Source organism: Alicyclobacillus contaminans DSM 17975, from assembly GCF_000429525.1.
Classification (GTDB): Bacteria; Bacillota; Bacilli; order Alicyclobacillales; family Alicyclobacillaceae; genus Alicyclobacillus_A; species Alicyclobacillus_A contaminans.
Map to the genome: position 1 here is coordinate 1 of NZ_AUCA01000020.1, position 25,233 is coordinate 25,233.

General features: G+C 58.4%; 25 protein-coding genes, 1 other RNA gene and 1 pseudogene. 3 read left to right on the top strand and 24 right to left on the bottom strand.

Going from position 1 to position 25,233, the window contains the following annotated elements; genetic code table 11:
- Window positions 1–219: integrase core domain-containing protein (locus tag G463_RS0108780; RefSeq protein ID WP_026974871.1), on the top strand; the 219-nt coding region annotated here is incomplete at its 5' end.
- Between the two features lie 596 nt (window positions 220–815).
- Window positions 816–1,200 (top strand): annotated as a pseudogene (locus G463_RS22270) (VOC family protein).
- Between the two features lie 509 nt (window positions 1,201–1,709).
- Here the strand turns inward: G463_RS22270 and rnpB are convergent.
- The 20 genes from rnpB to rpsU all read right to left on the bottom strand — a co-directional run bounded on the left by rnpB (window position 1,710) and on the right by rpsU (window position 19,708).
- Window positions 1,710–2,165: RNase P RNA component class A (gene rnpB / locus G463_RS21715), an RNA gene on the bottom strand.
- A 126-nt stretch (window positions 2,166–2,291) separates the two neighbouring features.
- The gene (locus G463_RS0108785; protein WP_026974872.1) at window positions 2,292–3,404 is read right to left on the bottom strand and encodes a Nif3-like dinuclear metal center hexameric protein; all 1,113 of its coding nucleotides are present in this window, start codon (window positions 3,402–3,404) and stop codon (window positions 2,292–2,294) included.
- A gap of 11 nt (window positions 3,405–3,415) precedes the next feature.
- The gene (locus G463_RS19560; protein ID WP_051322116.1) at window positions 3,416–4,141 is read right to left on the bottom strand and encodes a tRNA (adenine(22)-N(1))-methyltransferase; all 726 of its coding nucleotides are present in this window, start codon (window positions 4,139–4,141) and stop codon (window positions 3,416–3,418) included.
- Window positions 4,138–4,755 (bottom strand): YdcF family protein, encoded by a 618-nt coding sequence (locus tag G463_RS19565; RefSeq protein WP_051322117.1) that lies wholly within the window; start codon window positions 4,753–4,755, stop codon window positions 4,138–4,140. Before G463_RS19565 ends, G463_RS19560 begins: the two co-directional genes overlap by 4 nt.
- 141 nt (window positions 4,756–4,896) lie before the next feature.
- Window positions 4,897–6,030: an acyl-CoA dehydrogenase gene (locus G463_RS0108800; RefSeq protein ID WP_026974873.1), complete on the bottom strand. Its 1,134-nt coding sequence runs from the start codon at window positions 6,028–6,030 to the stop codon at window positions 4,897–4,899.
- A gap of 139 nt (window positions 6,031–6,169) precedes the next feature.
- Window positions 6,170–7,339 carry an RNA polymerase sigma factor RpoD gene (gene rpoD / locus G463_RS0108805; protein ID WP_026974874.1) on the bottom strand — a complete coding sequence of 390 codons (1,170 nt, stop codon included), beginning with the start codon at window positions 7,337–7,339 and terminating at the stop codon, window positions 6,170–6,172.
- Between the two features lie 16 nt (window positions 7,340–7,355).
- A complete protein-coding gene (gene dnaG / locus G463_RS0108810) occupies window positions 7,356–9,185 on the bottom strand; it encodes a DNA primase (RefSeq protein ID WP_026974875.1) in 1,830 nt (609 codons plus the stop codon).
- 381 nt (window positions 9,186–9,566) lie between these two features.
- Window positions 9,567–10,379, bottom strand: coding sequence for a pyruvate, water dikinase regulatory protein (locus G463_RS0108815; protein ID WP_051322131.1), 813 nt, complete (start codon window positions 10,377–10,379; stop codon window positions 9,567–9,569).
- Between the two features lie 23 nt (window positions 10,380–10,402).
- Window positions 10,403–11,029, bottom strand: coding sequence for a transcriptional regulator CcpN (gene ccpN / locus G463_RS0108820; protein WP_211227399.1), 627 nt, complete (start codon window positions 11,027–11,029; stop codon window positions 10,403–10,405).
- Between the two features lie 109 nt (window positions 11,030–11,138).
- Window positions 11,139–11,939, bottom strand: a complete 801-nt coding sequence (recO, locus tag G463_RS0108825; protein ID WP_026974878.1) for a DNA repair protein RecO — start codon at window positions 11,937–11,939, stop codon at window positions 11,139–11,141.
- Between the two features lie 40 nt (window positions 11,940–11,979).
- Complete coding sequence (locus G463_RS22275) at window positions 11,980–12,123, bottom strand: YqzL family protein (RefSeq protein ID WP_169725455.1); 144 nt, start codon at window positions 12,121–12,123, stop codon at window positions 11,980–11,982.
- A gap of 116 nt (window positions 12,124–12,239) precedes the next feature.
- On the bottom strand, window positions 12,240–13,151 hold the full coding sequence (gene era / locus G463_RS0108835) for a GTPase Era (protein WP_026974879.1): 912 nt from the start codon (window positions 13,149–13,151) through the stop codon (window positions 12,240–12,242).
- Entirely contained in the window at window positions 13,151–13,663 is a 513-nt protein-coding gene (locus G463_RS19570; protein ID WP_051322118.1) for a diacylglycerol kinase family protein, read from the bottom strand. Before G463_RS19570 ends, era begins: the two co-directional genes overlap by 1 nt.
- Window positions 13,660–14,100, bottom strand: a complete 441-nt coding sequence (gene ybeY / locus G463_RS0108845; protein WP_035486488.1) for an rRNA maturation RNase YbeY — start codon at window positions 14,098–14,100, stop codon at window positions 13,660–13,662. The genes G463_RS19570 and ybeY overlap by 4 nt, the downstream gene beginning before the upstream one ends.
- Window positions 14,101–14,138: 38 nt before the next feature.
- On the bottom strand, window positions 14,139–16,256 hold the full coding sequence (locus G463_RS0108850; RefSeq protein WP_026974881.1) for an HD family phosphohydrolase: 2,118 nt from the start codon (window positions 16,254–16,256) through the stop codon (window positions 14,139–14,141).
- Between the two features lie 71 nt (window positions 16,257–16,327).
- Entirely contained in the window at window positions 16,328–17,305 is a 978-nt protein-coding gene (locus G463_RS0108855; RefSeq protein WP_026974882.1) for a PhoH family protein, read from the bottom strand.
- Window positions 17,306–17,353: 48 nt separating this feature from the next.
- Complete coding sequence (gene yqfD / locus G463_RS19575) at window positions 17,354–18,571, bottom strand: sporulation protein YqfD (protein ID WP_051322119.1); 1,218 nt, start codon at window positions 18,569–18,571, stop codon at window positions 17,354–17,356.
- Window positions 18,568–18,864: a YabP/YqfC family sporulation protein gene (locus G463_RS0108865; RefSeq protein ID WP_026974883.1), complete on the bottom strand. Its 297-nt coding sequence runs from the start codon at window positions 18,862–18,864 to the stop codon at window positions 18,568–18,570. Before G463_RS0108865 ends, yqfD begins: the two co-directional genes overlap by 4 nt.
- A 196-nt stretch (window positions 18,865–19,060) precedes the next feature.
- Entirely contained in the window at window positions 19,061–19,504 is a 444-nt protein-coding gene (locus G463_RS0108870) for a GatB/YqeY domain-containing protein (RefSeq protein ID WP_026974884.1), read from the bottom strand.
- 24 nt (window positions 19,505–19,528) lie between these two features.
- Window positions 19,529–19,708: a 30S ribosomal protein S21 gene (rpsU, locus tag G463_RS0108875; protein WP_026974885.1), complete on the bottom strand. Its 180-nt coding sequence runs from the start codon at window positions 19,706–19,708 to the stop codon at window positions 19,529–19,531.
- A gap of 175 nt (window positions 19,709–19,883) precedes the next feature.
- On the opposite strand from rpsU, the gene G463_RS0108880 reads away from it, so the two are divergent.
- Entirely contained in the window at window positions 19,884–20,801 is a 918-nt protein-coding gene (locus G463_RS0108880) for a Na/Pi cotransporter family protein (RefSeq protein ID WP_281171070.1), read from the top strand.
- Here the strand turns inward: G463_RS0108880 and deoC are convergent.
- From deoC to prmA, 4 genes are read right to left on the bottom strand one after another with little or no spacing between them, the layout of a single operon-like run.
- A complete protein-coding gene (gene deoC / locus G463_RS0108885) occupies window positions 20,775–22,070 on the bottom strand; it encodes a deoxyribose-phosphate aldolase (RefSeq protein WP_026974887.1) in 1,296 nt (431 codons plus the stop codon). The two genes, G463_RS0108880 and deoC, sit on opposite strands and share 27 nt — an antisense overlap.
- Window positions 22,070–23,500 carry a tRNA (N(6)-L-threonylcarbamoyladenosine(37)-C(2))-methylthiotransferase MtaB gene (mtaB, locus tag G463_RS0108890; protein ID WP_026974888.1) on the bottom strand — a complete coding sequence of 477 codons (1,431 nt, stop codon included), beginning with the start codon at window positions 23,498–23,500 and terminating at the stop codon, window positions 22,070–22,072. Before mtaB ends, deoC begins: the two co-directional genes overlap by 1 nt.
- Before the next feature lie 6 nt (window positions 23,501–23,506).
- Window positions 23,507–24,283 (bottom strand): RsmE family RNA methyltransferase, encoded by a 777-nt coding sequence (locus G463_RS0108895; RefSeq protein ID WP_026974889.1) that lies wholly within the window; start codon window positions 24,281–24,283, stop codon window positions 23,507–23,509.
- Window positions 24,280–25,224, bottom strand: coding sequence for a 50S ribosomal protein L11 methyltransferase (gene prmA, locus G463_RS0108900; RefSeq protein ID WP_026974890.1), 945 nt, complete (start codon window positions 25,222–25,224; stop codon window positions 24,280–24,282). The genes G463_RS0108895 and prmA overlap by 4 nt, the downstream gene beginning before the upstream one ends.
- Window positions 25,225–25,233: the final 9 nt, after the last annotated feature.

Below are 25,233 nucleotides of genomic sequence, written 5' to 3' on the forward strand. Positions count from 1 at the left end.
GGTTACAACAACCCCGATGCTGACGGATACATCGAGCGATTCTTCCGGTCGCTGAAGGAGGAGGAGGTCTGGCTGCAAGAATACAGCAGCTTTACCGAGGCGAAAGCGGCGATCGAGTCATACATTCACTTTTACAACACGGACCGACCTCATTCCGCACTAGGTTATCGGTCACCGTCGGAATTCAGAAACTGGAAAATGCAACAGAACGCAGCGTGAGACGGTTTTTATCTGAATTGTAAATCTATCATCTCTTTCTTAAAAGCCATCCCATCTGTCTTGACAATGTGGGGTTCAATACGCTGGCCGTGCGGTCCTCCACTCCAGTCGTGGCCTCCAAGCGGTCTCCGTGTCCCTTCCCGACGCAAGCGGTTGGCGATTGCCGCGATAACCGGCTGACCAACGGCCGGCCGGTTGCACCCGTTCCTCCAACCACCGACACTCTCCTCAGAACGCAGCGTGAGACGTTTTTATCTGAATTGAAAGTCTATTATCTCTCTCTTAAAAGCCATCCCATCTGTCTTGACAAAGTCGGGCTCAATACGCCGTGTACCAACGCCAGCGGTGGACTGGCGTAACAACGACACTCCGCAAACACCCCGTGGTGGATACTCTCCACTGATGCCAGTGTAGCAGGATATGTCGCCTAGCGAGTCCGGTCTCTTTCCGGTGATTTTCCGGTTGCTGGATACGACCAGCGTGCTATAGTATGGATAGTCATCCTGGTTGTTTAGTTTCATAAAACGATTCCCATAATGGTGATTAAAAAGTGTGATGTAGCTACATTTTTATAAAACGAAGGGAGTCTATTCGGGATGTCCAAAATCACGCCGTTTTTAATGTTTGATGGTAAGGCTGAAGAAGCCATGAATTTTTACGTCTCTTTATTTGACCAATCAGAAATAAATAGTGTTTTTCATCATGAAGATGGAACAGTGCTTCATGCTACATTCAAATTAAAGGGCGTTTATGTGCATAGATAGTAGAGTTAAGCATGAGTTTGCATTTACTCCTTCGATCTCGCTATTTGTAACGTGCGACACGGAGACAGAAATTGATGAACTCTTTGATAAGTTATCTCAAGATGGACAAGTTCTCATGCCATTAGCTTCTTCTCCAGTTAGTAAAAAATTTGGGTGGGTCACAGATAGATACGGTGTTTCTTGGCAACTGAACCTTGCAAACAATCAATTAAAATAGCTGTAACAACCAAGGCATGGTGATGCATTGTTACAGGCGGCTGCCATACCCTGGCCGCATGGCCGTTTCACTGTCGAACAGCACCATACCTTCGTCGATTACGATGAACAGGTGTGGGAACTGCGGCGGGGTTGACGGTTTAGCTTAGCTTCGCGAATCTGGTTCAACCGTTCCCACATGACTGCTTTCGCTTCTTCCAGCTCCTGTTCTGCCTGTTCCAGTGTGTACTTAACGTCAGACCCGTAACGGAGTTATAGCGTGTATGTAAACTGACTTCTATCCTCTGAACAAGACAGAAAACCAACAAACCTTGTGGTTACGGCATATTTGGAACCCTGACTTAATCCCGTTCCAAATTTACGTAAATTCCACGACGGGGTGCCCATGGGACAAACAGGAACCACGATATACCCCATTGGGGTACCACTGTCAAATACAACGAAAAACCGCACCATCATGGACATGTCGTCAACATGATGATGCGGTGAATCAAAAGGGTATGTACCTTGCAGGGAAGCAAGCCTGTAAGCCGAGTTCTGTACTCCGCGTGCTGCAAACGGCAGACTGACGCCCGTATCCAGAATGGACGCGGCGCCCCGCTGCCTCGCACGCATATGGAGTGGCAACCATCTATCTAGGCCGACTGTTGCCAGCCGGCTCAAGCGACCAACCCGAGCGCGTGGCGGGCCACCACATGTGCGCTCCTATCCGGTCTTGCTCCAGGTGGGGTTTACCTAGCCAGCCTGTCTCCAGGCTGCTGGTGCGCTCTTACCGCACCGTTGCATCCTTGCCTGTGACGCGCGACCGCAGCCGCAGCCGCACAATCCATCGGCGGTCTCCATTTCTGTGGCACTTTCCCTAGGATTGCTCCCGCCGGACGTTATCCGGCACCCTGCCCTGTGGAGCTCGGACTTTCCTCCCGTGCGGCCTTTCGGCACTGCACCGGCGGTTGCCCAGCTTACTCCCCTGTTCAAGTCAGCAAGTATGAGTATATCGCATCCGCGAATGAATGTTCAAGTGCAAATGTCTGGAAAACGTATGCATACGCAGACAAACGGCGGAACGCATCTGGCTGGGCCCTTGTGCACGGCTCATAACCAACGAAACGGATCTTCTTCCACATCCGCAATGTGAACCTGCACCGCTGCACCGAACGCTTCATTGAACCACGTTTGGACCGCCTGCAGCACGGGACGCTCCATCGCAGCATGGGTGGCGTCAATCATGGCGAGTCCATCGTCCCAGGCATCCGCGACCACGTGGTGGCTACAATCAGCGGTCACGAGGACATCGGCCCCTTTGGCCAATGCCTTGGCCGCCCAACCACCGCCGGATCCACCGAGCACGGCGACACGCTGGACGGGCATACCGGGATCTCCGGAAAATCGAATATGCGCGAGTCCAAGTCGGGTTCGAACCTGTTCGGAGAACGCGGACAACGGCATCGGCTCGGCCAGCGTACCGATGCGGCCAATACCGAATGATTTCCCTGGAAGTTCTAGAGGATACAGGTCGTACGCCACTTCCTCGTAGGGGTGCGCGGCCAACATCGCGCGGACCACCGACGGGACCAGAGGTTCCGGAACCACCGTCTCCAGCCGCACTTCCGCCACGCGTTCCAACCGCCCGACCTCGCCGATGAATGGTTGTGCGCCCGCCTGCGGAAGAAACGTTCCCTGTCCCTCGACGCTGAACGTACAGTGGCTGTACTGTCCGATGTGGCCCGCCCCCGCCGCGCACACGGCCTGCAACACCTGTTCGTGATGCGTTTCCGGAACAAAAACCACCAGCTTCTGCAATCGTTCGCGGCGCAAGGGGTCGAGCACCTCCACCTGCTGTAATCCCAACAGATTGGCCAGAACATCGTTGACGCCGCCTTCCGCCACATCGAGGTTGGTGTGCGCATTGCAGATGGCGAGGTCCGCGGCCAGTGCCGCCTGCAGGGCGCGGCCGCGCGCCGTACTGGTGTCAATGACCTTTAGCGGTCGATAGATCAACGCATGATGTGTGAACAATAGATCCGACTGTGCCGAGATGGCGGCGTGGATGGCGGAGGGAGACGGATCGAGCGCCAAACAGATCCGACGCACGGGCTTGTCCAGACGCCCCACCTGCAGACCTATCACGTCACCGTCCATCGCCAGTTCCGGTGGTGCATGACGGTGAACCACGTCCATCACGTCGCGGACGGTTACCTTGCTCACGAGCAAACCTCCTATCCTACTGGATGCCACCGAGCGATGAATGCCATGTGGGCTTCCAGATCTTCGGCGCGCCGCAGGGCGGACGCCGAGGTACCCTGGCGTACTTGCTGCAGCTGTTCCCGCAGTTTCTTCCAAAGTTGCTGGAAATACGCGCGCGTCACCGCATCGTCCGCAGTCAACAGAAACGGACCGTAGTGCACCGCGAAGCGCATTTCCTCGGGATGACCGCGATATCTTTCGTACGCGGCATCGGGAGCAGTTCCCCGCTCGGCAGACAAGACTTCGTAAAAGCGTCCCTCTTCTGTTACGACGGCTTCTTCCTTCAACGTGAAGCCAGCGTCCAGCAGCCATTGTCGCACGGCGCCGGACGCGTTCATGGGTTGTATCAACACGCGCCCGAGGGTATCGACCACCTCTGGGCATGCTCGCAGGATCTCGCTGGCAGTGGCGCCGCCCATGCCCGCAATCACCACGGTGTCGACTTCGCCGGGCCGAATGGTCGCCAGGCCGTTGCCCTGGCGCACGGAAATGACCCGCCGGAGACCATACCGCTGCACATTCTCCGCCGCGCTGCGGCAGGGCCCGGCCGCCACGTCCGACGCAATGGCCGAGGTGCAACGCCCCGACTGAATGAGGTAAATGGGCAACAGGGCGTGGTCGGTTCCGATATCGGCCACCGAGGGCCCATGCACTCGATCCGCGAGCCACTGTAACCGATGAGACAGTACGATGGTCAAGTGATTCTTCCTTTCCGAACCCACACGGCTTTTCCCCGGAGAACGTACAACACCCGCGCCAGCACTTCGCGCCGAGCGACGCGAAGGTCGCGCATGTTCGACCACGCCGCATAGCCGGATGCGTCCATTCCGAGCACTTTGGCGACGGCCAGTGCGCGCGGCAGATGGTAGTCGCTGGTCACAATCACGGCGGATTTCAAGCCATGCTCCTGCATGACGCGCAGGCTGTTTCCGAGATTTTCCCACGTATCCGTGGAGTGCCGGTCTTCGAGAATCGCGTGCGGAGGGACTCCGTTCATCATCAGAAACCGTTTCATCGAACGAGATTCGCTGACGGTTTCATCTTCTCCTCGTCCGCCACTCACAATAAAATACGACACATACCCCAGACGATACAAATGGAGCCCCGCTCGCAGTCGATTTCTCAAGGTTGCGCTGGGGCGGTACCCATTCGTGTACGCCCCCAAGATCACGGCACAGTGCGCGGGCCGCGGCTTCTCCCGCCGGCCCCGCCGCCGCACATCGATGGCCATCCAAGTCCATATGGCCCACATCCCTGCCAGCCACACCAAACCGACCAGAATTCCTCTGAAGCTCCATCGAAAGACCACCATGACACCCCTTTGCCGCACACCCGCCCCTGAGCCCGACCCGTCCTTGACGGTAAAGTATATGGTGGTCGTCCTTGAAATTAGAAGGGACCGGCCCGGCGGATGTCGCCCGCCTTCCGGTCCCGTGCCCCCATCCGCAGCTCGTCAGCATCCCAACTGTCGGGCAATCACCAAACGTTGAATTTCTGAAGTGCCTTCGCCAATCTCAATCAACTTGGCGTCCCGCAAGTTCCGCTCCACAGGGTACTCTTTCATGTAACCGTTTCCACCCAGAATCTGAATCGCTTGAGTGCACGTCTCCGTGCATATCTCCGACGCGAACAGCTTCGCGTAGGACGCTTCGAGCGTGTACGGCAAGCCCTGGTCCTTGCGCCAGGCCGCTTTGAGCACGGCGGTGCGGGCGAGGTCAATGTGCATCGCCATATCGGCCAGCTTGTGCTGAATGGCCTGAAACTTGGAGATGGACTGCCCGAATTGTGTGCGCTGTTTCGCATAGGAGAGCGCTGTCTCGAACGCCGATTGGGCAATGCCGACCGCGAGCGCCGCAATGGCCACGCGCCCTCCGTCGAGCGTCGACAGAAACTGCTTGAACCCCGCGTTCAACGGGCCCAGCAAGTTTTCCTCCGGAATCCGTACGTTTTCAAGGATGAGCTCCACCGTGTTCGATGCGCGCATCCCCATCTTTTCATAGGGTTTTGACGTCGAGAAGCCCGGTGTGTCTGTGGGCACGATGAACGCGCTGATGCCGCGCGTCGCCGGATCGGTGACTGCGGTCAACACCACCGTTTTCGCGTAGCCGCCATTGGTGATGAAAATCTTGTTCCCGTTGATCACCCAGGAATCTCCGTCAAGCACGGCGGTGGTGCGCGTTCCACCCGCATCCGATCCCGCTCCGGGCTCGGTCAACCCAAACGATCCGATGCCTTCGCCGGACGCGAGAGGTACGAGATACTTCTGCTTCTGTTCCTCCGTGCCGTAGAGCAACAATGGAACGCAGGCGAGTGAAACATGGGCTTCGTAGCTGAGCCCGGTGCCCGCACAGGCTCTGCCGATTTCTTCGAGCGCGAGGCAATAGCTGATCATATCTGCTCCCGCTCCGCCGTACGCCTCCGGAATGGGCAACCCCATCAGCCCTAGTTTTCCCATTTTATCAAAGATTTCGATAGGGAACCGAGCGTTCCGGTCCAGTTCCGCCGCCTTCGGTGCGATTTCCGCTTCCGCAAACTCACGAACCATGTTACGAATCATCTGTTGTTCCGAACTAAATTCGAAATTCATGTCCGCCATCCCTCCCCGTGACGCATCCATTATACCCGTAACCCCGCCCGAAAAGAAAGCGCTTGCACAAGCGTACACAGACAGGACCGTCGCATTTGCGGCGGTCCCGTCTTCTCCGTTTTCACGCAACTGTACCGGTTCACTCGAGGAAATCCTTCAGCCGCTTGCTGCGGCTCGGATGGCGAAGTTTCCGCAAAGCCTTCGCCTCAATCTGGCGAATCCGTTCACGGGTTACGCCAAAGACCTTGCCGACTTCCTCCAGCGTGCGCGTCCGGCCGTCGTCCAGCCCAAACCGGAGACGGAGCACGTTTTCTTCGCGCTCGGTCAGGGTGTCAAGCACGTCTTCGAGCTGCTCTTTGAGCAATTCGTACGCGGCCGCGTCGGCAGGCGCCAGCGCATCGTCGTCCGGAATGAAGTCTCCCAGGTGCGAATCGTCCTCTTCGCCAATCGGAGTTTCCAGAGAGACCGGTTCCTGGGCAATTTTCTGGATTTCCCGCACTTTTTCGGGACTCAGGTCCATTTCCGCAGCGATTTCCTCCGCAGTCGGTTCACGGCCGAGTTCCTGCAGCAGCTGCCGCGAAATCCGGATCAACTTGTTGATGGTTTCAACCATGTGCACCGGAATTCGAATCGTCCGCGCCTGATCCGCAATGGCGCGCGTGATGGCCTGGCGAATCCACCACGTGGCGTACGTACTGAATTTATATCCTTTGCGGTAGTCAAACTTCTCCACGGCCTTGATCAAGCCGAGATTCCCTTCCTGAATCAGGTCAAGAAACAGCATGCCGCGCCCCACATAGCGCTTCGCAATGCTCACGACCAAGCGAAGGTTGGCCTCTGCCAGGCGACGCTTGGCTTCTTCGTCGCCTTCCTCGATGCGCTTTGCGAGCTCGATTTCCTCTGTGGCGGACAGCAGCGGCACACGCCCGATTTCCTTCAGATACATGCGAACCGGATCACTGATTTTGACTCCGGGCGGCATCGTCAAGTCGTTTAGGTCGATGCGCTCCTCGTCCAAATCTTCGCCGTCTGCCGGCTCAGTCGCCTCGTCGTCGGCGTCGTCCAAGTCTTCCAAATCGTCGTCTTCATCGTCGTCGCGGCCGTTCACCACGTCGATGCCAAGCTCGGACAAATGCTCGAAGAATTCGTCCATCGCGTCGGGATCGACATCGAACGGAGCGAGTCGGTTCGCGATTTCGTGGTACGTGAGCGTCCCACGCTTTTTGCCAAGCGCGACCAGGGCATCCTTGGTTTGTTGAAGGGTGAGTCCACGTTCTCCATCGCGGGCTTCTTCTCTGTTGTCTTTCATTTCATTCCCGCCTCCTTTACCCTGTGACCATGCTGCCGGCAAGTTGCTGTCGCAACGCAGCACACGTTTCCTGGAGTTCCTCCACTGTGTGCTTGAGCGCCGTCACATTGTCACAGCCATCGACCTGTGCCTGAACCAATTCCTTCATGGCTTCGCGAAGTTTCCGCTCCGCTCGGTGCAGTTTGAAAATCCGCAGACAGTCGTCAATGACCGCCTCTGAACACTCCGGTGGATCCTCCATAAGTAATGATGAAGCCAATCGAATTAAGAGAGGATCCTCGAGAGAGTCCAAAAACGCGCTGGGACTGCCGTCCTGATGCACGCTGCGAAAATGATACAATCTGGCCAACAGCGCGGTCTGTTCCACCGTGGCCAATTCATCCACGCCGCGGGACAATAACCATTCATACGCCCGCGGCTCCACCAACAAGGCCTGCAGTATCCGCTGACTGGCGGAGACATCCTTTTCCTGCACCGGCACAGACGCACGATGCACTTCTTCAGGTGCCGCCATCCGAGACTGTCGGTTCCGCTTGGGGCGTCGCTTTGCGACCATCGCCAGCTCTTGGCGCAACGCCTCCGGAGATACCTGAAATTCACTGCTCAGGCGCCGCAATTCGGCATCCTGTTCAATGGGGCTCGCCCGTTCCGCCAAAAGGGCGAGCGCCCGGCGCAGAAAGTCGGTCCGGCCCGCCATGCTGTCCAAGGCGGCCTCTGACCGCAGGTCCTCCAGCAGAAACTCCAGTTCTGTCACCGCCAAATTGTGCACCTGTCGCTGAAAGGCTGCGGCACCGCGTTCACGGACGAACTCGTCCGGATCCATCTCATCTGGAAACAGAGCGACCCGCACCGTGAGCCCGTAATTCGCGGCAATCTCCAGCGCGCGCTTGGTGGCCTTGCGACCGGCTGCATCGCCATCGTAGGCAATGACCAGCACGTCGGCATACCGTTTCAGCCGCCGTGCATGCTCTTCGGTCAACGCGGTGCCCATGGTCGCCACCGCATGCCGGACGCCCGCCTGCCACGCTGAAATCACGTCCATGTATCCTTCAAATAGGACGGCGGTTCGCGATTTCCGAACGTTCTTGCGCGCTGCGTGGAAATGGAACAGAACTTCGCTCTTGTGGAACAGCTCCGTTTCGGGAGAGTTCAGGTACTTCGGCTTCGCGTCGGCGGTCAACGCGCGTCCGCCGAACGAAATCACCCGCCCCTCTGCATCTCGGATGGGCACCATGACTCGGTTTCGAAACCGATCCACAACCTTGGCGCCCATCGCAACCCCGAGCCCTGACTCCACAATCAGCGACGGGGAATATCCGCGTTTTCGCAGAAATCGAACCAGGGCGTCGGGTGCGTCCGGTGCAGCGCCCAATTCAAAATCCATAATGGTTTGCCGCGAAATTCCTCTGCCTTCCAAATACGTTAGGGCTTGCACACCTGCGGCGGTATTCATTAGAATGTAGTTGTAGTATTTCGCGGCCAGTTGGTGTGCGTCCAGCATCTGCTGGCGGCGGCTGTCCTGCGGCGGTGTCTCGCCCTGTCGGTGAAAGCCCGCTGGCAATTGCAAATCTACCCGATGCGCCAATTTCTCAACCGCTTCGGGAAACGTAAGGCCTTCTATATCCATGACGAAACGAATCACTGTACCGCCCGCGCCGCAACCGAAGCAGTGAAACAATTGTCGATCCGGGGATACCGAAAACGACGGCGACTTCTCGTTGTGAAACGGACAGAGACCAACGAAGGAGCGACCCGCACGACGTAACGGAACATACTCGGAAACGACATCCACGATGTCCACGCGCTGGCGCAATTCCTCGACCCATTCGTCGGGAACTTTTGTCACCCCATCACCTTCTTTGGGATACACGGGGCGAAAGCAAAACGAGTGCCGATGCCTTCTGCCGAATGCATCCATTCACTGTGTTGCTTTTCACTGTAATGTGTTTTATTCTACAACAAAACGTCTATTTCCTCCCTTTGTACAAAAAATCATGTGACGTTTTTCGCCGCCAATCGACATCGCCAAAGGGCGAACGACGGCGGGACATACGTCGCCTGGTGAAACAACCTCTAGTATCGACGCACACAGTTAAATTTATCCTCATCCACGTTCCTGCATTCAAGTCTATGGCGCATTTAAACAGGTTATGTTCGCGACCTGCACAGAAAAGTCAAGCCCACCGCACGGGCTGCTTGACCAACGGTGCGCCTGGGCATCTGGGGATTATTTACGGCGGGCGGCGTATTCCAAGATGATGGCCGCCGTTTCCTCGACCGCCTTGTCACTGACATCAATCACGCGACACCCCAATTGGGCCAGAATCCCGTTCGCGTATTCCAATTCTTGCGCGATGCGTTCTGGACTGGCGTAACTCGCGTCCGGTGTCAAACCGAGACTCTTCAGCCGCTCCTGGCGGATGAGATTCAACTTGTCCGGGCGAATGGTCAGCCCGACAATTTTCCGGCGTTCCAGTTGAAACAGTTCATCCGGTGGCGCGACTTCCGGAACCAGCGGAACATTCGCCACCCGCAGCCGCCGGTGCGCCAGATACATGCTGAGCGGCGTTTTCGAAGTCCGGGAGACTCCCACGAGCACGATATCGGCGCGTTCGAGTCCGCGCGGATCCCGGCCATCATCATATTTTACCGCAAACTCAATCGCCTCGACGCGGCGAAAGTATTCGTCATCCAGTTGATGCACCAACCCGGCCTTGTGATGGGGTCGTTCACCGAGCACCTGTTCAAACGCTGCCAACATGGGCCCCATGATGTCCACCAACGGTACATCGGCGGCCGCCGCGGCGGTGGCGAGGTGTTCGCGCAGTTCCGGAACCACCACGGTGTACGCGATGATGGCACTCTCCTCCCGGGCGCTCGCCACCACTTCGTCCAGCACGGACACGTCATTCACGTGCGAAACCCGGCGCAGGTCGACGTTCCCGCCGTCAAACTGGCTGGCCGCCGCCCGCACCACAAACTCCGCCGTTTCTCCTACGGAATCGGAGACGATGTAGACAATCGGTGTTTTCGAAGGCATCATTGTTCCCCCCAAGGTATCCACTACACCTCGCGATACTGTCCGAGTTCCACGAACGCGCGTGTAATCGTCGTTTTGGAGACACGTCCCACGACTTCCAAACCGCTTGACTCCGGATGCGGACGCACCACGGGCAAGGAATCCACTTCGTGGCGAACCATCAGGCTCGCTGCTTCGTACAGGGACTCCTCAATATCCACGGTCACCACATGCGGCATCCTCGTCATGGCCATATTGATGGGAAATTGCCGAATGTCTCCGCCACCGATGGCCACCTTCAGCAGATCCTTGCGGGATACCACCCCTTGCAACAGGCTGTCGCGAACCACAATCAACGTTCCGACATCCTCCATGAACATGGTCACTATCCCGTCATACACGGACGCTTTTTCACCGATAACCACGGGAACGGACTTGTAGTCCTTCACCTTCAGTTTCCGCAATGCCTCACCGTATATATCGCCGTTCCGTTTGCCACTGTAATAATAGCCAACGCGCGGACGCGCTTCGAGGTAGCCAGCCATCGTGAGAATGGACAGGTCCGGACGCAGTGTGGCCCTGGTCAACGACAACAACTCGGCGATCCGCTCCCCGGTGATGGGTCCCTGCCGCTTCACAATCTCCAATATCTGTTGCTGACGCTTTGTCAGGTCGATAATCGCACCCCCCGCTCCTGCTGGCAGGCAGCACAGACCGTTACGCTGTCCCTGCGTGGGTTATCCCTAGTATATCGGACCGGCCCTGAGGATGCACAACCGTCTATCCGTCGCTCTCCGGTCCTTCCTCTTCCGTCGATGGAAACACCGCATCAATGCTTTCCAACATCGCTCGAGATTTGGGAGACAAACCAGCAAAATCTCGCAACTGCACCTCGAGGATTCGCCGAACCGTCCGGTGAGTTGCAGGCCGCAGTTGAACCGACCCGAGCTTCGTCCAAGGTACGCTTTCAAAACTCTTCAAGATTCTCGGAACCACGGCGGGCACTGTCCACATCGTATCAGCCGCCGTGCCGGGAATCAGACAGCGCCGACAGACAAAGCCACCCTCACCGGGCAGATATGCCACCGGCGCCGGTCCCTCCCCGAGTGGCTGACCGCATCGCACGCATGTGGTCCAGTCGGGACTCGCCCCTGCCATACGCAGAATTTTGGTTTCCCAAACGCGGGCCATCAGCGGTGGTTGCGCCGCTGCCTCGAGCTTATCAAGCGCCCTCACCAGCAGACGGTACAGCGTTTCACTGCCATGCGGCGCCTCTTCGGCAACCGCCGTCGCCAACTCACAAAAATAGGCGGCATACGCCGCCCGTTGCAGGTCTTCCCGCAAGTGCCGCCTTGCGTTGACAATTTCCACTTGGGACAGGGTGCCCATTCCCGACCTCCGGTATAGTGTGAACACGCCCTGAACACACAGTTGGACTCCGGCCGCGTACCGGCTCTGCGGTTTTTTGGCACCCTTGGCCAGAACGGCGAGTCGACCGGAAGGCGTCAACAGCGTGACGATGGCATCCGATTCACCGTACGCAATATTCCGTACCACGATGGCTTCTGTGTTGTAAAGCAACCGACGTTCCCACTCCCGTAAGGATTGGACAACCCTGGACTCAATCCATGGATGGCTCTCCGGCGGCCGCCGGTTCTTCGTGCCCGTCCGCTGAATCTTCCACCAGTTCCTGATGTCTTTTGTACAGCAAATAGGCGTCGATGTCACCCGTCAATGTGAAGTATCTCCATGAAAACTCCCGCAACCAAACCATCCCCTTTTAGAATGTTCCTTCAGCTGCGTGGTGTCTCAGGGTGCCTCACACTTAGAGTGCCGCGGCCCAACATCAATATACTATGAACAAACTGCCAGCCCGGTCCATCACACGTCGTCAAACCCGAATCGGCGGAGCATGCTCGGCTCGTTGCGCCAATCCTTTTTCACCTTCACCCAAAGTTCGAGGTACACTTTGTTTCCAAACAGCGCCTCCAACTCCTGGCGCGCCAATTGGCCGACCTTGCGGAGCATCGCCCCTCGTTTGCCAATCAGGATGCCCTTTTGGCTGTCGCGCTCCGTGTAGATCACCGCGTGAATGTAAAGGACGTCGCTCGCCTCCCGTCGTTCGAGCTGTTCAATCCCGACAGCGACCGAATGAGGGACTTCCTCGCGCGTGAGGTGCAGCACCTTTTCACGGATGATCTCAGAGATGATGAACTGCTCCGGATGATCCGTCACCATATCCGCCGGGTAAAACTGCGGTCCTTCCGGCAACACGCGTGCAAGCGCCGCAGTGAGCACATCCAATTGCTCCTGATGCTTCGCGGACACCGGAATGATTTCCGCGAACGAATGCTTGTCTCGATACGTCGCAATCATCTCGAGAATCTTCGGCTTCTCCACCGCGTCCACCTTGTTCAACACGAGGAACACCGGCGTTTGAACGTTTTTCAGCTTCTCCAAAACATGATCGTCCCCAGGGTGATTCGGTTGGGTCACGTCACACACAAACAGAATGACATCGACCTCGCGGAACGTGGCCTCGGCCGCTTCCACCATGTATTCCCCCAACCGGTGATGCGGTTTGTGAATCCCCGGCGTATCGATGAACACAATCTGCATCTCCGGCGTGGTCAACACCCCGCGAATTCGGTTCCGCGTGGTCTGCGGCCGGTTCGACATGATGGCGACCTTCTGACCCACCAACGCGTTGAGCAGCGTCGATTTCCCCACATTCGGGCGTCCCACCAAAGCAGCGAACCCGGACCTGTACTGTGCTTCCGATGTCTTCGTCATCATTTCACCTCCTGCTTCCCGTCCTGGCAGCCGCGCCAATATCGAACGCACAGACCCCAGATCCACAACATGACGAGCCCGACCAGCGCCAACACGGCCGAGCCCATATGTACCTCCGACAAGCCGCGCCAATGCCACGGCCAGGTTTCCGCCATGGCGAAACCTCCGACGGCAATCGCTCCCGCACTGACCATCAACGCCGCACCGGCCGCCGTATCCTTCGCCGCTTTTGCGATGGCGCTGTGCTTGCCTTCAGAGGCCAAATCGACTACCCGTTCCACCGCCGTGTTCACCAATTCGGCAGCCATGACCAAGCACGAAACCACCACCAGGGTGGTGGTTACCGCCAACGGCGGTCGCACACACAGCGCCCAGACCAACACGACGTTCGCAGCGGTGTAGTGAATCTTCATATTCCGCTCGGCGACCAACGCGTGACACATGCCGGCGAACGCCGCTGCAAACGACCTCGGCAATGATTGCCTCGGCCGACCGAACGTCTTGCCAATCACGATGAAAAGGGGCCCCTCGTCAGGCCCAGCGACTGCAGAACCTCTTCCTGCAGCCCGAACATTTCCCGTTCCGCAGTCTCGTCCTGGTGGTCATAGCCAATCAAATGCAGAAAACCGTGCACCAGCAGAAAGCCCACTTCCCGGGCCATGCTGTGACCGTATTCCAACGCTTGCTCCTCAGCGCGCGGAATACTGATGACAATGTCGCCCAACCACTCCGGTTCCCCCGGGCCGACCGGCATCTCGTCTCCTTCCCGCAACGCGAAGGAGAGGACATCCGTGGGCCTGTCCACCCCTCGATAGTCGCGATTCAAGGCGTGGATCTCGTCATCGTCGACGAACGATACAGACACCTCGCCTGAGGTTTGGACGCGTTCACCTGCCGCCTGCAGCACGCGTTGCACAAATGACTCGTCCAGGGCGGGATACGCAGACATATCCACCCGAACGTCCAAATGACTCTGCACCACAACGCTCACCTGGATACTTCCTTTCGGATTTTTTCCGGATCTGGATATTCAATTCTCGAATGATAGATTCCCTTCAACGTCTTCATGAATGCGCCGACCATCACGTCCAAATCCTGCAGCGTCAAGTCGCACTCGTCCAATTGGCCGTCCTGCAGACGGTCTCGAATAATTTTTCGAATCACGCCCTCTACGCGGTTCGGCGTCGGACGCTGCATGCTTCGGACCGCAGCTTCCACCGCATCGCAGATCATGACAATCGCGCACTCGCGCGTCTTCGGTTTCGGGCCTGGATAGCGGTAGTCGTCCACATGCACGGTACCGTTCTTGTCAGCTTCCCGAGCCTTGTTGTAGAAATACCACAAAATGGTCGTTCCGTGGTGCGTGGCGCAGATGTCGCGAATGGGCTTCGGCAATCCCGCCTTCTCCAACATCTCCAGGCCATCCGCCACGTGTGACGTGATGATGAGGTGACTTAGGCTCGGTGCAATGCGATCGTGCGGATTGTCCTTCGTCATCTGATTCTCAACGAAGAACAGCGGTCGTTTGGTCTTGCCGACATCGTGATAATAGGCGCCGACTCTGCAGATGAGCGGATCTGCACCCACAATCTCCGCCGCCGCTTCCGCCAGGTTTCCCACAATCAAACTGTGATGATACGTGCCCGGTGCTTCCATCAACAGTTTCTTCAACAGCGGGTTGTTTGGATTGGACAGTTCCAACAACCGAATCGACGTCAGCAGGCCGAAGGCCGTCTCAAAAAACGGCAAAATCCCAATGGTCAGGACGGCGCTGATCACCCCGTTCAGAATGCCCAATCCGACATGGAGCGAGAACGTGTGAAAATCCATTCGGTTGTCCGACTGCATCAGATACATGGCGGTGATGGCCAGCACGTTCACACCCGCCACCAAAAAGCCCGCGCGCATGAATGTGCCGCGGTGCGTGACCTTGGCGACGCTGTACGCTCCGACCAGACAGCCGAGAAACGCGATGCACGCATACCAAAAATCCGCGCCAAGGGCGGCCCCGAACAACAGAGAGACATAAAATGAGACCACCACCGCCAGCGACGCGTCCGCCAAGACCGTCACCAGCATGGCTCCCACCGAGAGGGGGACCGCGTAGGCCACCGACGTGGGACCACCACTGTTCAGAATGCCCTTGGTGCAGGCGATGAGTATGGACATCAACAGCAGCACCAGACCGAGGATGATGAGCATCAGGTTGTCCATGCGCCGCCGCGACGATCTCCGCTCAATATAGGTTGCCACCAAGCCGATGGACAACGCGATGAACAGGGCAAAGCCGAGAAAAATTTTGTAATTCGGCTGATTGCTGTACAGACCCACGTCACGAAGCCGACTTTGCACACTCTGGGTGATGATCCCGTTCTTCGAGACGATAACGTCCCCCTGGTGAATGTACACGTCGGGCACTGCCTTCGCGGCGGCTTCCCGCGCCGCTTTGGTCGCGTCCGGCTTGTACACCATATTCGGCTTCAACACGCTCTGCACCACGTCCTGTACAATCAGGCGCGACACGCGGTCCAGGTCAAACGTCTGCATCTGACGTTCCACGAGCAAGCCCGCCTGCTGTACGGAATCCTCGTAGAATGGTGCGCCGAGCAAATCTTGAACGATTCGTACCGAAACGCTCTCCAGCACGCCCAGCTCGTGTGAATTCATGGCCAGCATGGCCTGCAATGTCGAGGAAGAAACTTTCTGCGGCGCCACCGCCGTCAACTCCTGCAAGCGCTCCGCAGGCGACAGCGATTTGTCCGAATTCACCTGCGCGGCCGTGCTGAACACCTTTTGAACGGTGTTCACGGCGTCTTCCTCGACGGCGGTGGACTGTTCGTACTGCTTCGGAACCTTGTCCATCGCCTCCTGCTTGGCCTGTTGCGTCGCCAGGGTGTCCACCGCCGTGATGGGCGCTCGTATGGTCACAGGGCTCGTCTGCCCCACCTGGAAATGGTAGCGCGGCGGCAGAATGCTCCCAATCAGGACCAAGTACAGAACCAGCCCCATGACCAAATATATGATCACGCGAAGCCGGCGACTTTCTCGAAATGTCGGGTCATCCAGGAACTTTTGTACCGTGTGGTTCCAGTTCGACCATTTCAATGGAATTTCCCCTTACCAGACGCGTCTTCGCTCGTGCTGTGTGAAGCGGGCAGCGCCGCCGTTGCCCACCGTCAATCGGCAGCCGCAGTGCTGTTGCCTTCGTACGCCTCGATGATCTTCTGCACCAGGTGGTGTCTGACGACGTCCTGACCGCTGAAGTGGTGAAACGCGATGCCAGGAATGTTGGTCAACAGGCGGCTCGCCTCCACCAGGCCGGACAGCCGTCCGCGCGGCAGGTCGATTTGCGTGACATCGCCGGTGATGACCATTTTCGATCCGAATCCCAACCGGGTCAAAAACATCTTCATCTGCTCTGAAGTCGTGTTCTGTGCCTCGTCGAGAATCACAAAAGAATCGTCCAACGTGCGTCCGCGCATGTACGCCAGCGGCGCCACTTCGATATTGCCTCGTTCAAAGGCCCGCTGCACCTGTTCGACGCCGTAGACATCGTACAGCGCATCGTAAATCGGGCGCAGGTACGGATCGACCTTCTCCTGCAGGTCACCGGGCAAGAAACCGAGGTTTTCTCCCGCTTCCACAGCGGGACGCGTGAGTACGAGCCGTTTCACATCTCCACGCTTGAGGGCCATGACCGCCAATGCCACCGCCAGGTACGTCTTGCCCGTCCCGGCCGGACCCACGCCGAACACGATGTCGTTTTTCCGAATGGCGTCCACATACCGGCGCTGACCCAGCGTCTTCACGCGGATGACCTTGCCGCGGTACGTGGTGGCCACCTCCGCCGTGTAGAGCGGGACCAGTTCGTCAATCTCGCCCTCTTTCGCCAACTCAATGGCATACCTGTAGTCGCCCTCAGACAAATGTACGCCCAACTGCGCCAATTGCGTCACTGCGCGCAGCACGGCGTACATCGACTCCACCGCAGATTCTGCCCCGGTCAGGCTGACCTCGGTTCCCCGCGTGGTCACCCTGGCCTCCGCATAGGCGTCGTCCAACAATTGCAGCAATGCATCGTTCGGCCCCAACACGGATACGGCCTCGTCGTTGTTTGCGAACGCCCATTTGCGAACGATGATTTCTTGCGCCAACAGGCACCCCACTCCTTTATCACAGTTGCCCATGCGGCCGATGTCGCCTCAGGATGAGGGCGATGCAGCTGACCCCGGCGCATGATTTGCGGGCTGTTGCAGCGAGGAGACAACCCCGATGTCTTCTTCCGTCTTGGTCACAATCGTTTCATATAGCTTACCATGCTCGACTTCGCGATGTAAAACGGTCTGCCCGAGAACCACTCCGTCTCCGTGCATCTGCGCCTGAACATCCTGGGCCGCCAAGCGCAGTGCCGCCGCCTCCGCCTGCTGCTCCGATTGCTGCAATGGCGTGGCCGACACCTCAAACAGCGTCCGTGTTGTCCACTGCACGGGAAGCCGCCAGCCGCCGAGTTTCCAGTCGGTCTCCACCTCTCGCTCAAACCCCGGCGTAAAGTCGGGCTGTTCAAATCCCCACAGGCGGATTCGAAATGATCCCAAGGTCAGATATCCGCGCTCCACACGCCGACCGGTGAGCGCCGCCTGCTCGACCTGCAGGGGCACGCTGATACGGGAATTATACCAGACCTCGGCGAACACCTGACCATCGGCGGGCACCCGTTTGATCCCATTTCCCAGATTCCCTGAAATCACAACCTGCCCTGGATGGACCACCTGACCGGGCTGGACGAGGACCGTGCCCCGATTGGCGTACACTTTGCGAATCACCCCCGGCTTCCCCGCCAGGATGTCATGCGGAGCGCTCGGTGGAGGAGCCACATCGGGAACCTTTGGAACGACTTCGATGGTCACCCGGCTGCCGTCAATCTGTACGCCGGCCCACATCAGGGACGGGAGCTTCTGGAGGAGTCGACTTTGAATCTCGTCATTGGCCGGCAAACGGTTGGACCACGCTCCGCGGTGTACTCCCATTTCTCGCACCGTCTGCAGGACCATCTGCTGGGTATCCTCCTCCGCGCCGACCACGGTGACCTGCCATACCACGTGGCTCAGTCCGTAGAGAACGGCGAAAAACGCCACAAACCCCAACAGGAAAACTTTACGGCGCCACAGCTTTCGACGCCAGAACGGAAACCCCGCCTTTGCCACGAAGCGAAGCTTTACGCCGTGACGCCGACAGACCTCGTAAACTTCAGGAAAATCCCGCAGTCCGACGGTTACAGTACCGGAATCCCCGTGCAGGCGAACATCAAACAGGGGCACGCCGCGGTGCTGCAGATCTTTCAGCCAAAGCGCCGAATTCTTGCCCCGAATTTCAAGCAACAGGCTTCCCAACAGGAGGTGTTCCAGGTGGGGACGTCTCACTGCGCGTCCTCCTTCGTCCGCAGGTATGTCAACGATTCAACCGTTCCTTGCACATGTACCTCTTTCTCCGTGACCAGCGTGACCACGAACTGATGTCCGGTCAGCCGCAGCCTGGAATCTCCGAGGTTGATGTCCACGACCGTGTCCGACACATGCAAGAGGGAACGGATGTTTTCAACAATCACTTCCCGGCCATCCAGACACGTCAGGCGGGAGATGTCCAGCAGCGCATCAGGCGGCAAGGACAACCAATTCGTCGCAGCACGGCGTACTTTTTGTTTCCAGGTGCGCATGATTGTCCCTCCTTCTCAGTTCATCGTATGAAGGACGCCCCGGGGCTAGTACTGCCGCCTGAACACCTGCGCCCATGCGGATAGCATAAAAAACCCGCCGAAGTTCGGCGGGTTTCCCAGAACAATCGCTGCCAGCGCACAACCACGCCGCAGCGATCTGTGTATGAAGATTTGTTCCCTTAGGACAAGGAAGCTTTTAGGAGAGCAATGACTGGACCACTGCTTGCACCTGACGTCCGTCCGCTCTACCCCTCACCTTCGGCATAACCGCGGACATCACTTTCCCCATGTCAGACTTTCCAGATGCACCAAGTTCCGCTATGACACCTTGAACGATTTCTCTCAGTTCATCTTCCGTGAATGGCTTGGGAAGATACGACATCAAGACATCGATTTCTCCCTGAACTTCTTCCATCAGGTCGACACGTCCGGCACTCTCGAACGCCTGGAGGGAGTCGCGGCGTTGCTTGAGTTCCTTCTGGATGACTGCGAGGATGTCATCGTCCGAGAGGGGCGATCCGGATTCGATTTCCCGGTTTTTCACAGCGGCCTTGACCATCCTGACCACGGACAAGCGGACTTTGTCTTTGGCTTTCATCGCCTGCTTCAAGTCTTCGGAGAGTTGTTCGGTCAAGCTCACTGGAAATCCCCCTGTTCACCGGAATCAATAAGACCGCCGTTTCTTGCGTGCGGCTTCGGACTTCTTTTTGCGAGCAACACTCGGCTTCTCGTAGTGTTTACGCTTGCGAACTTCGGCAAGGATACCGTCGCGCGCGGTCGCTTTCTTGAAACGGCGTAACGCACTGTCCAAAGATTCGTTCTTGCGAACCTTGATTTCGGACATCTCTCTCCCTCCCTCCAAGCAACACGAATCGTTAATCAGACGTATTATAGTACAGCGAAAAAAGTAGTGTCAAACACACCGGCCCGGGCGCCGCCTTCACAGATTGGCATGGACCTCCCCATCACCGCATAGCAATCTCACAGGTGAGGTGTTGTCCATGTGGATTCACTTGCTGATGGCAGGACTGTCCCTGTTTACATTTCTTGGAGGCCTGCGAGTCATGCGACAGGGCCTGGAAGGGCTCGGAGAAGGTCGATTGCCCCTCCTGTTGCAACGGTTCGCGCGGACGCCGACCCGCGGCATTCTCACAGGAACCATTGTGACTGCCCTAATGCAGAGCAGCGCCGCCGTCACCGCCATCTCGGTCGGGCTGGTGGCCAGCGGCAGCCTGTTATTTCGAGATGCCCTCGGCATTGTCCTGGGCGCCAACGTGGGATCCACTGTTACCCCCCAAATGCTGACCTTTGACCTCTGGCTCGCAGTGATCCCATGCCTCGGCCTCGGTTTCATCGGAATTGCCAGCCGTCGCCCACGGTTGTACTTCCCGAGCGTCGCGCTGCTCGGTTTCAGCGCCCTCGTCATCGGCCTCGAAATGTTGACCACGGCCCTTCAACCGTTGGCCGCATCCGCTTGGTTTCACCACTTGCTGCAAACCGCCGGAATGAATCCACTGCTCGCTGCGGGCGCGGGATGTCTGCTGAGCGCCGCCATCCAATCGAGCACGGCCACCACCGTGATCACCATGGCATTGGCGACGCAGGCCCTGATTCCCATGTCCGGTGCCATCTCCATCGTCCTCGGAGCCAATGTGGGCACATGCCTCACGTCTGTCCTGGCCGCCGTCGGCCAAACGCGCCCCGCACAGCAGGTGGCGCTGGCTCACGTTCTTCTCAACATCGGAGGTGTCGCACTCTTCCTGCCGTGCATCGCCCCGTTCACAGAATGGATGACCCATTTGGCCACGTCGCCCGCCCAGCAGATTGCCAACGCCCACACGCTGTTCAACATCGTCTGCACGCTGCTCGTATGGCCAGTGACCGGATGGTTCGCCAGGTTGGTGGAACGCTTACTGCCGGACCAGGCTCGGGCCTGAGCTGGTGCCGATGCGCGTGGCGCCAAACCGGAGAAAGTTCAGGGCTTCTTGTTGCGCGCGGACGCCGCCCGCAGCCTTGACACCCAGTTTTCCCTCTGTGGCCACGGCCATTGCCGCCACGTCGGCAATCTGCGCACCGGTGGCCGCAAATCCCGTCGACGTCTTGACAAAATCCGCTCCCGCGGCCGCCGAGAGCAGCGATGCCATCACAACCTGAGCCATGGTGAGAAAGTGCGTTTCGAATATCACCTTCAACCGCGCACCGTGCGCATGCGCGGCGGTGGCCGCCGCGGCGATGTGGCGGTGAACCGTCCAGATATCGTCTTCCCGCATCGATCCGACCGGCAGCACCATATCCACTTCCACTGCGCCATCCTCCGCGACCGCGGCCACCTCAGCAGCCAGCGCCGAAGGCTGCGCAGCCCCGAGCGGAAACCCAGCCACGGTACATGGGATGACCGAACTGCCGCGGAGTTTCTCGGCAGCCAGCGCCACGTGCTGCGGATTGATGCAGACCGCCCGCAGGTGATGATCAAGGGCCGCCCGGCAGACGGATTCCACATCCACAGCGCTCGCTTCCGGTTTGAGCAACGTGTGCTCAATCGCATCCCGCAGCGATGCCAGAGGATTCGCGATGGTGCGCGGCAGCACGACTTCCTCTCCTGACTCTGACAGCACGTCTGAGAGCGCCGCTGCAATGTCCGGCGCCACAACGGTCAGTTCGCGGCGAACGGCGCGCACCATCTCCGAAAGCAGCGGCTGCACGGAACGCCACGTCTGTTCCAACGTGTCCGCGTCGGTCGACGCCGCCAATTGGCGCCACTTCTTATCCCACTGCGCCACGTGCCAGCGCCACAGAACGTCCGCTTTCTCGAAGACCCAGCGCCAATTCGCATAGCCGTTGGCATCGTGTTTGTCTCTGGCCTCATCCCACGGCAGAAAGTACGCGGCCCGCACTTCCTCCAACTGCGGAGACGGCGTCTCTGTTTCGTCAATTTCCTCGAGCAAGAACAGGCGCACCTGTTTGCGTATGGTCTCTCCATCCCGTTCCACACGGTATTCCACCCGGCCCAGCGGAGCCAGAATCCGCGCCTCCACTCCAGTCTCCTCGCGAATTTCGCGGATTGCCGCCAGTTCCCACGTCTCTCCTGGCTCCAGATGGCCCTTCGGAAATGTGACGTGCCCATAGCTGTCATCAATCAACAACACTTCCGGCCCGGCTGGTGTCCTGCGAACCACCAGGCCTCCCGCCGCACGTTCAATTCGCACTACGCATGCACCTCCGTTGTACAAGTCCACTCGTCAACCACGGTCGCATCGACTTCGGCCGTGGTGACCTGATCTTCAAATCGTCCAATTTGCAGTTTCCCCCCAGGCTCATCCAGCGCCACACGGCAGACCTCACCGATGAGCGACTCCGGCTTTATCCCGGAGGGCACGGGAAACGCGAACTTCAGATAGTTGTCCGCGTGGCCGGTGAGCCAATATCCCGGTTGGTTGGCGGGCCCTTGGCCAGGTGGTGTTTTTCGCACCTCGTCGTGATACGGTTCCTCCACCACCACTTCGAACAAAGACCCTCGCTGTGCTGCGGCGTACGCCGTGGTGAGCGCTTCCGACAGTTCAATCAACCGATGCACTCGCGCTTCTTTCACAGGTTCCGGAACCTGGTCCGGGAACTTGGCCGCCGGAGTACCTTTGCGCGGAGAGTACGGAAATACGTGCAGCTGGGCGAACCGCTGACTCCGGATGAACGCCTCGGTGGCCTCGAAGTATTCGTCCGTCTCCCCGGGAAACCCGACAATCACGTCGCTGGTGATGGCCACATCCGGCAGCGCACGACGTAATTTGTCCAATTTGTCGGCGTAGTCCTCCACCGTGTAATGGCGATTCATGCGGCGAAGCACCTGGTTGTGGCCTGCCTGCAACGGAATGTGTAGATGTTTGCAGACCTTTGTGGACTGCCCCAGGACATGGATGAGCTCGTCGTCGACCTCGCTCGCTTCGATGGAACTGATGCGCACCCGATACAGTTCCGGAATGCCTTCCAGATCGCGAAGCAGATGCGCCAATCGGTATCCCTGAAGGTCCGCGCCATATCCTCCGGTATGAATTCCGGTGAGCACGATTTCACGGTAACCCGCCTTCGCCAATTTGCGAGCCTGTTGCAGAATATTCTCCGGCTTCCGGCTGCGGATCAGTCCTCGGGCGTACGGAATGATGCAAAACGTGCAGAAATTGTTGCATCCGTCCTGAATTTTCAAGTTGGCGCGCGCGCGATCTTCGAAAAACGGCACGTCCATTTCTTCGAATTCTTTGGTCTTCAGGATATTGCCCACGGACTGATAAGGATGCTGCTCTCGCTGCACCTGTTCCACCAACTGGACAATCTGCGATTTTCGATCGTTCCCGACCACCAAATCCACGCCGTGGATGGCCGCCACTTCCTCCGGCGCGATTTGCGCGTAACATCCGGTCACCACCACTGTGGCATCAGCGTTGGTCCGGACTGCCCGCCGAATCATTTGCCGCGACTTTTTGTCGCCTGTATTCGTAACCGTGCAGGTGTTGATCACATACACGTCCGCTTTTTCTTCAAACGGCACCTGCTCATAGCCGCTCGCCTTAAACATCCGCCAGATGGCTTCGGTGTCGTAAAAGTTGACCTTGCAACCCAAGGTGTGAAACGCCACCGTCGGCATCTCCGCTCATCCTCCCAACTGTCGATAATGGTGCAGCACGGCGGCCGTTGCCGCCAGTCCCGCCGTCTCTGTCCGCAGGGTACGGAGACCGAGGCTGGTGCGAATGGCGGCACAGCCGCGCATCCACAGATCCCGCTCCTCGTCCGTCCAGCCGCCCTCCGGACCCACCACCACCACGAGCGCGACACCCTCCGTCCGCTGCGCCGCGTCCGTGCAACGGTCCACGGCCGTCGCCAATCCGATGGTGCCATCGCTCGATTCGTCCAGAAACAGTACACAAAGAGGATGCCGCTCACGCACCCAGTCCAACGCGGCAGCCACATCGGCCGCAAACTCAACCGGCGGGACGACATCTCGTTGCGATTGGCTCGCCGCCTCCTGCACCACCTTGCTCCACCGTTCCAGTTTTGATGCTCGTTTCTTATCATCCAATCGAACAATGGAGCGACTCGTCGGCAGGAGCAGAAAGCCTGCCGCTCCAACCTCTGTGTTGTGCTGCAGAATGAAATCTATTTTATCACCTTTCGCGAGCGCTTGAACCAGGTACACGCGAACCTCCGGTTCGTGGGATGGAAGTTCGGCTTCCACTGCGATGGAGAGGCGCCCCTGTTTGGCGTCGACGGCGGTGACGGTGCCAAGGTAGCCCCTGCCGCCGCTGGCCACCGCCATGGGCTCCCCCACCTCCACGCGCAACACCCTTGCAAAATGGTGTCCATCCTCGCCGGATACCTCCATGGTCATGCCGACGGACACCGGATGGCTCACAAACACCCGTGGATTCATGGCGTCCGCCGCCCCACCAGCGCCACCCAATCCTCACGAACCAACCGGTCCTCCACGATGAACCCGTGCTGACGCAGGCTTTCGCGAATCGGCGTCTCCTGGCTCGTCACAATGCCGGACAACACAATGCGACCTCCGGGTGCCACCTTCTGCGCAGCTTGCGGCATCATGCGCAACAGAATGTCGCGAAGAATGTTGGCGATGAGGAGATCACACTGCCCGGCGGCCGCCGGCGACAACAGATCCCCGGTCTCCACCTGCACCACATCGGCGACGTTGTTGTCTGCGACGTTACCCCGCGCCGCCGCCGTCGCAACCGGATCGATGTCAATGGCGAGCACGCGGGCAGCGCCCAGTTTGGCGGCCGCTATGGCGAGCACGGCCGTGCCGCAGCCCACGTCAATCACAGACGCTCCGTTGAGCGGCACCCGCTGCAACGCTTCTAGACACAGCTGCGTCGTCGCATGCGTGCCTGTTCCAAAGGCCATGCCAGGTTCAAGAATGACCGGGATTCGCCCGTTGAGCTGCACCTCGTCTTCCCACCATTTGGGCACCACCATCAACCGCTCCCCGATGGGCATCGGTTGAAAGCCATCCTTCCAGGCGTTCTCCCAACTCGATTCGTCCAGCAATTCGAGGCACAGCGTCTCCCTGGCGGCGCCCAGGTCCAGTCCTGCGGACGCCACCTGATTGAACGCGGCGCCCAGGCGCTCGCGCAACTCAGTCTCGGGCATGGATTCCGGTACGTAGATGCTCATCTCGGTGGTTTCGGAGTCGCTCAACTGCTCGTCCATCCATTCGCCGAATTCCGGATTCTTGACTGCTTCCCGCGGCCCTCCTTCCATCGCAACGCCCTGGATTTCCGGCCATTCCTGCAACACGCCGGCCAGCGCTTCGGCCGACTGCCACGGAACCGTCCACCGGACCTGCCACCACTGCATACACATCCT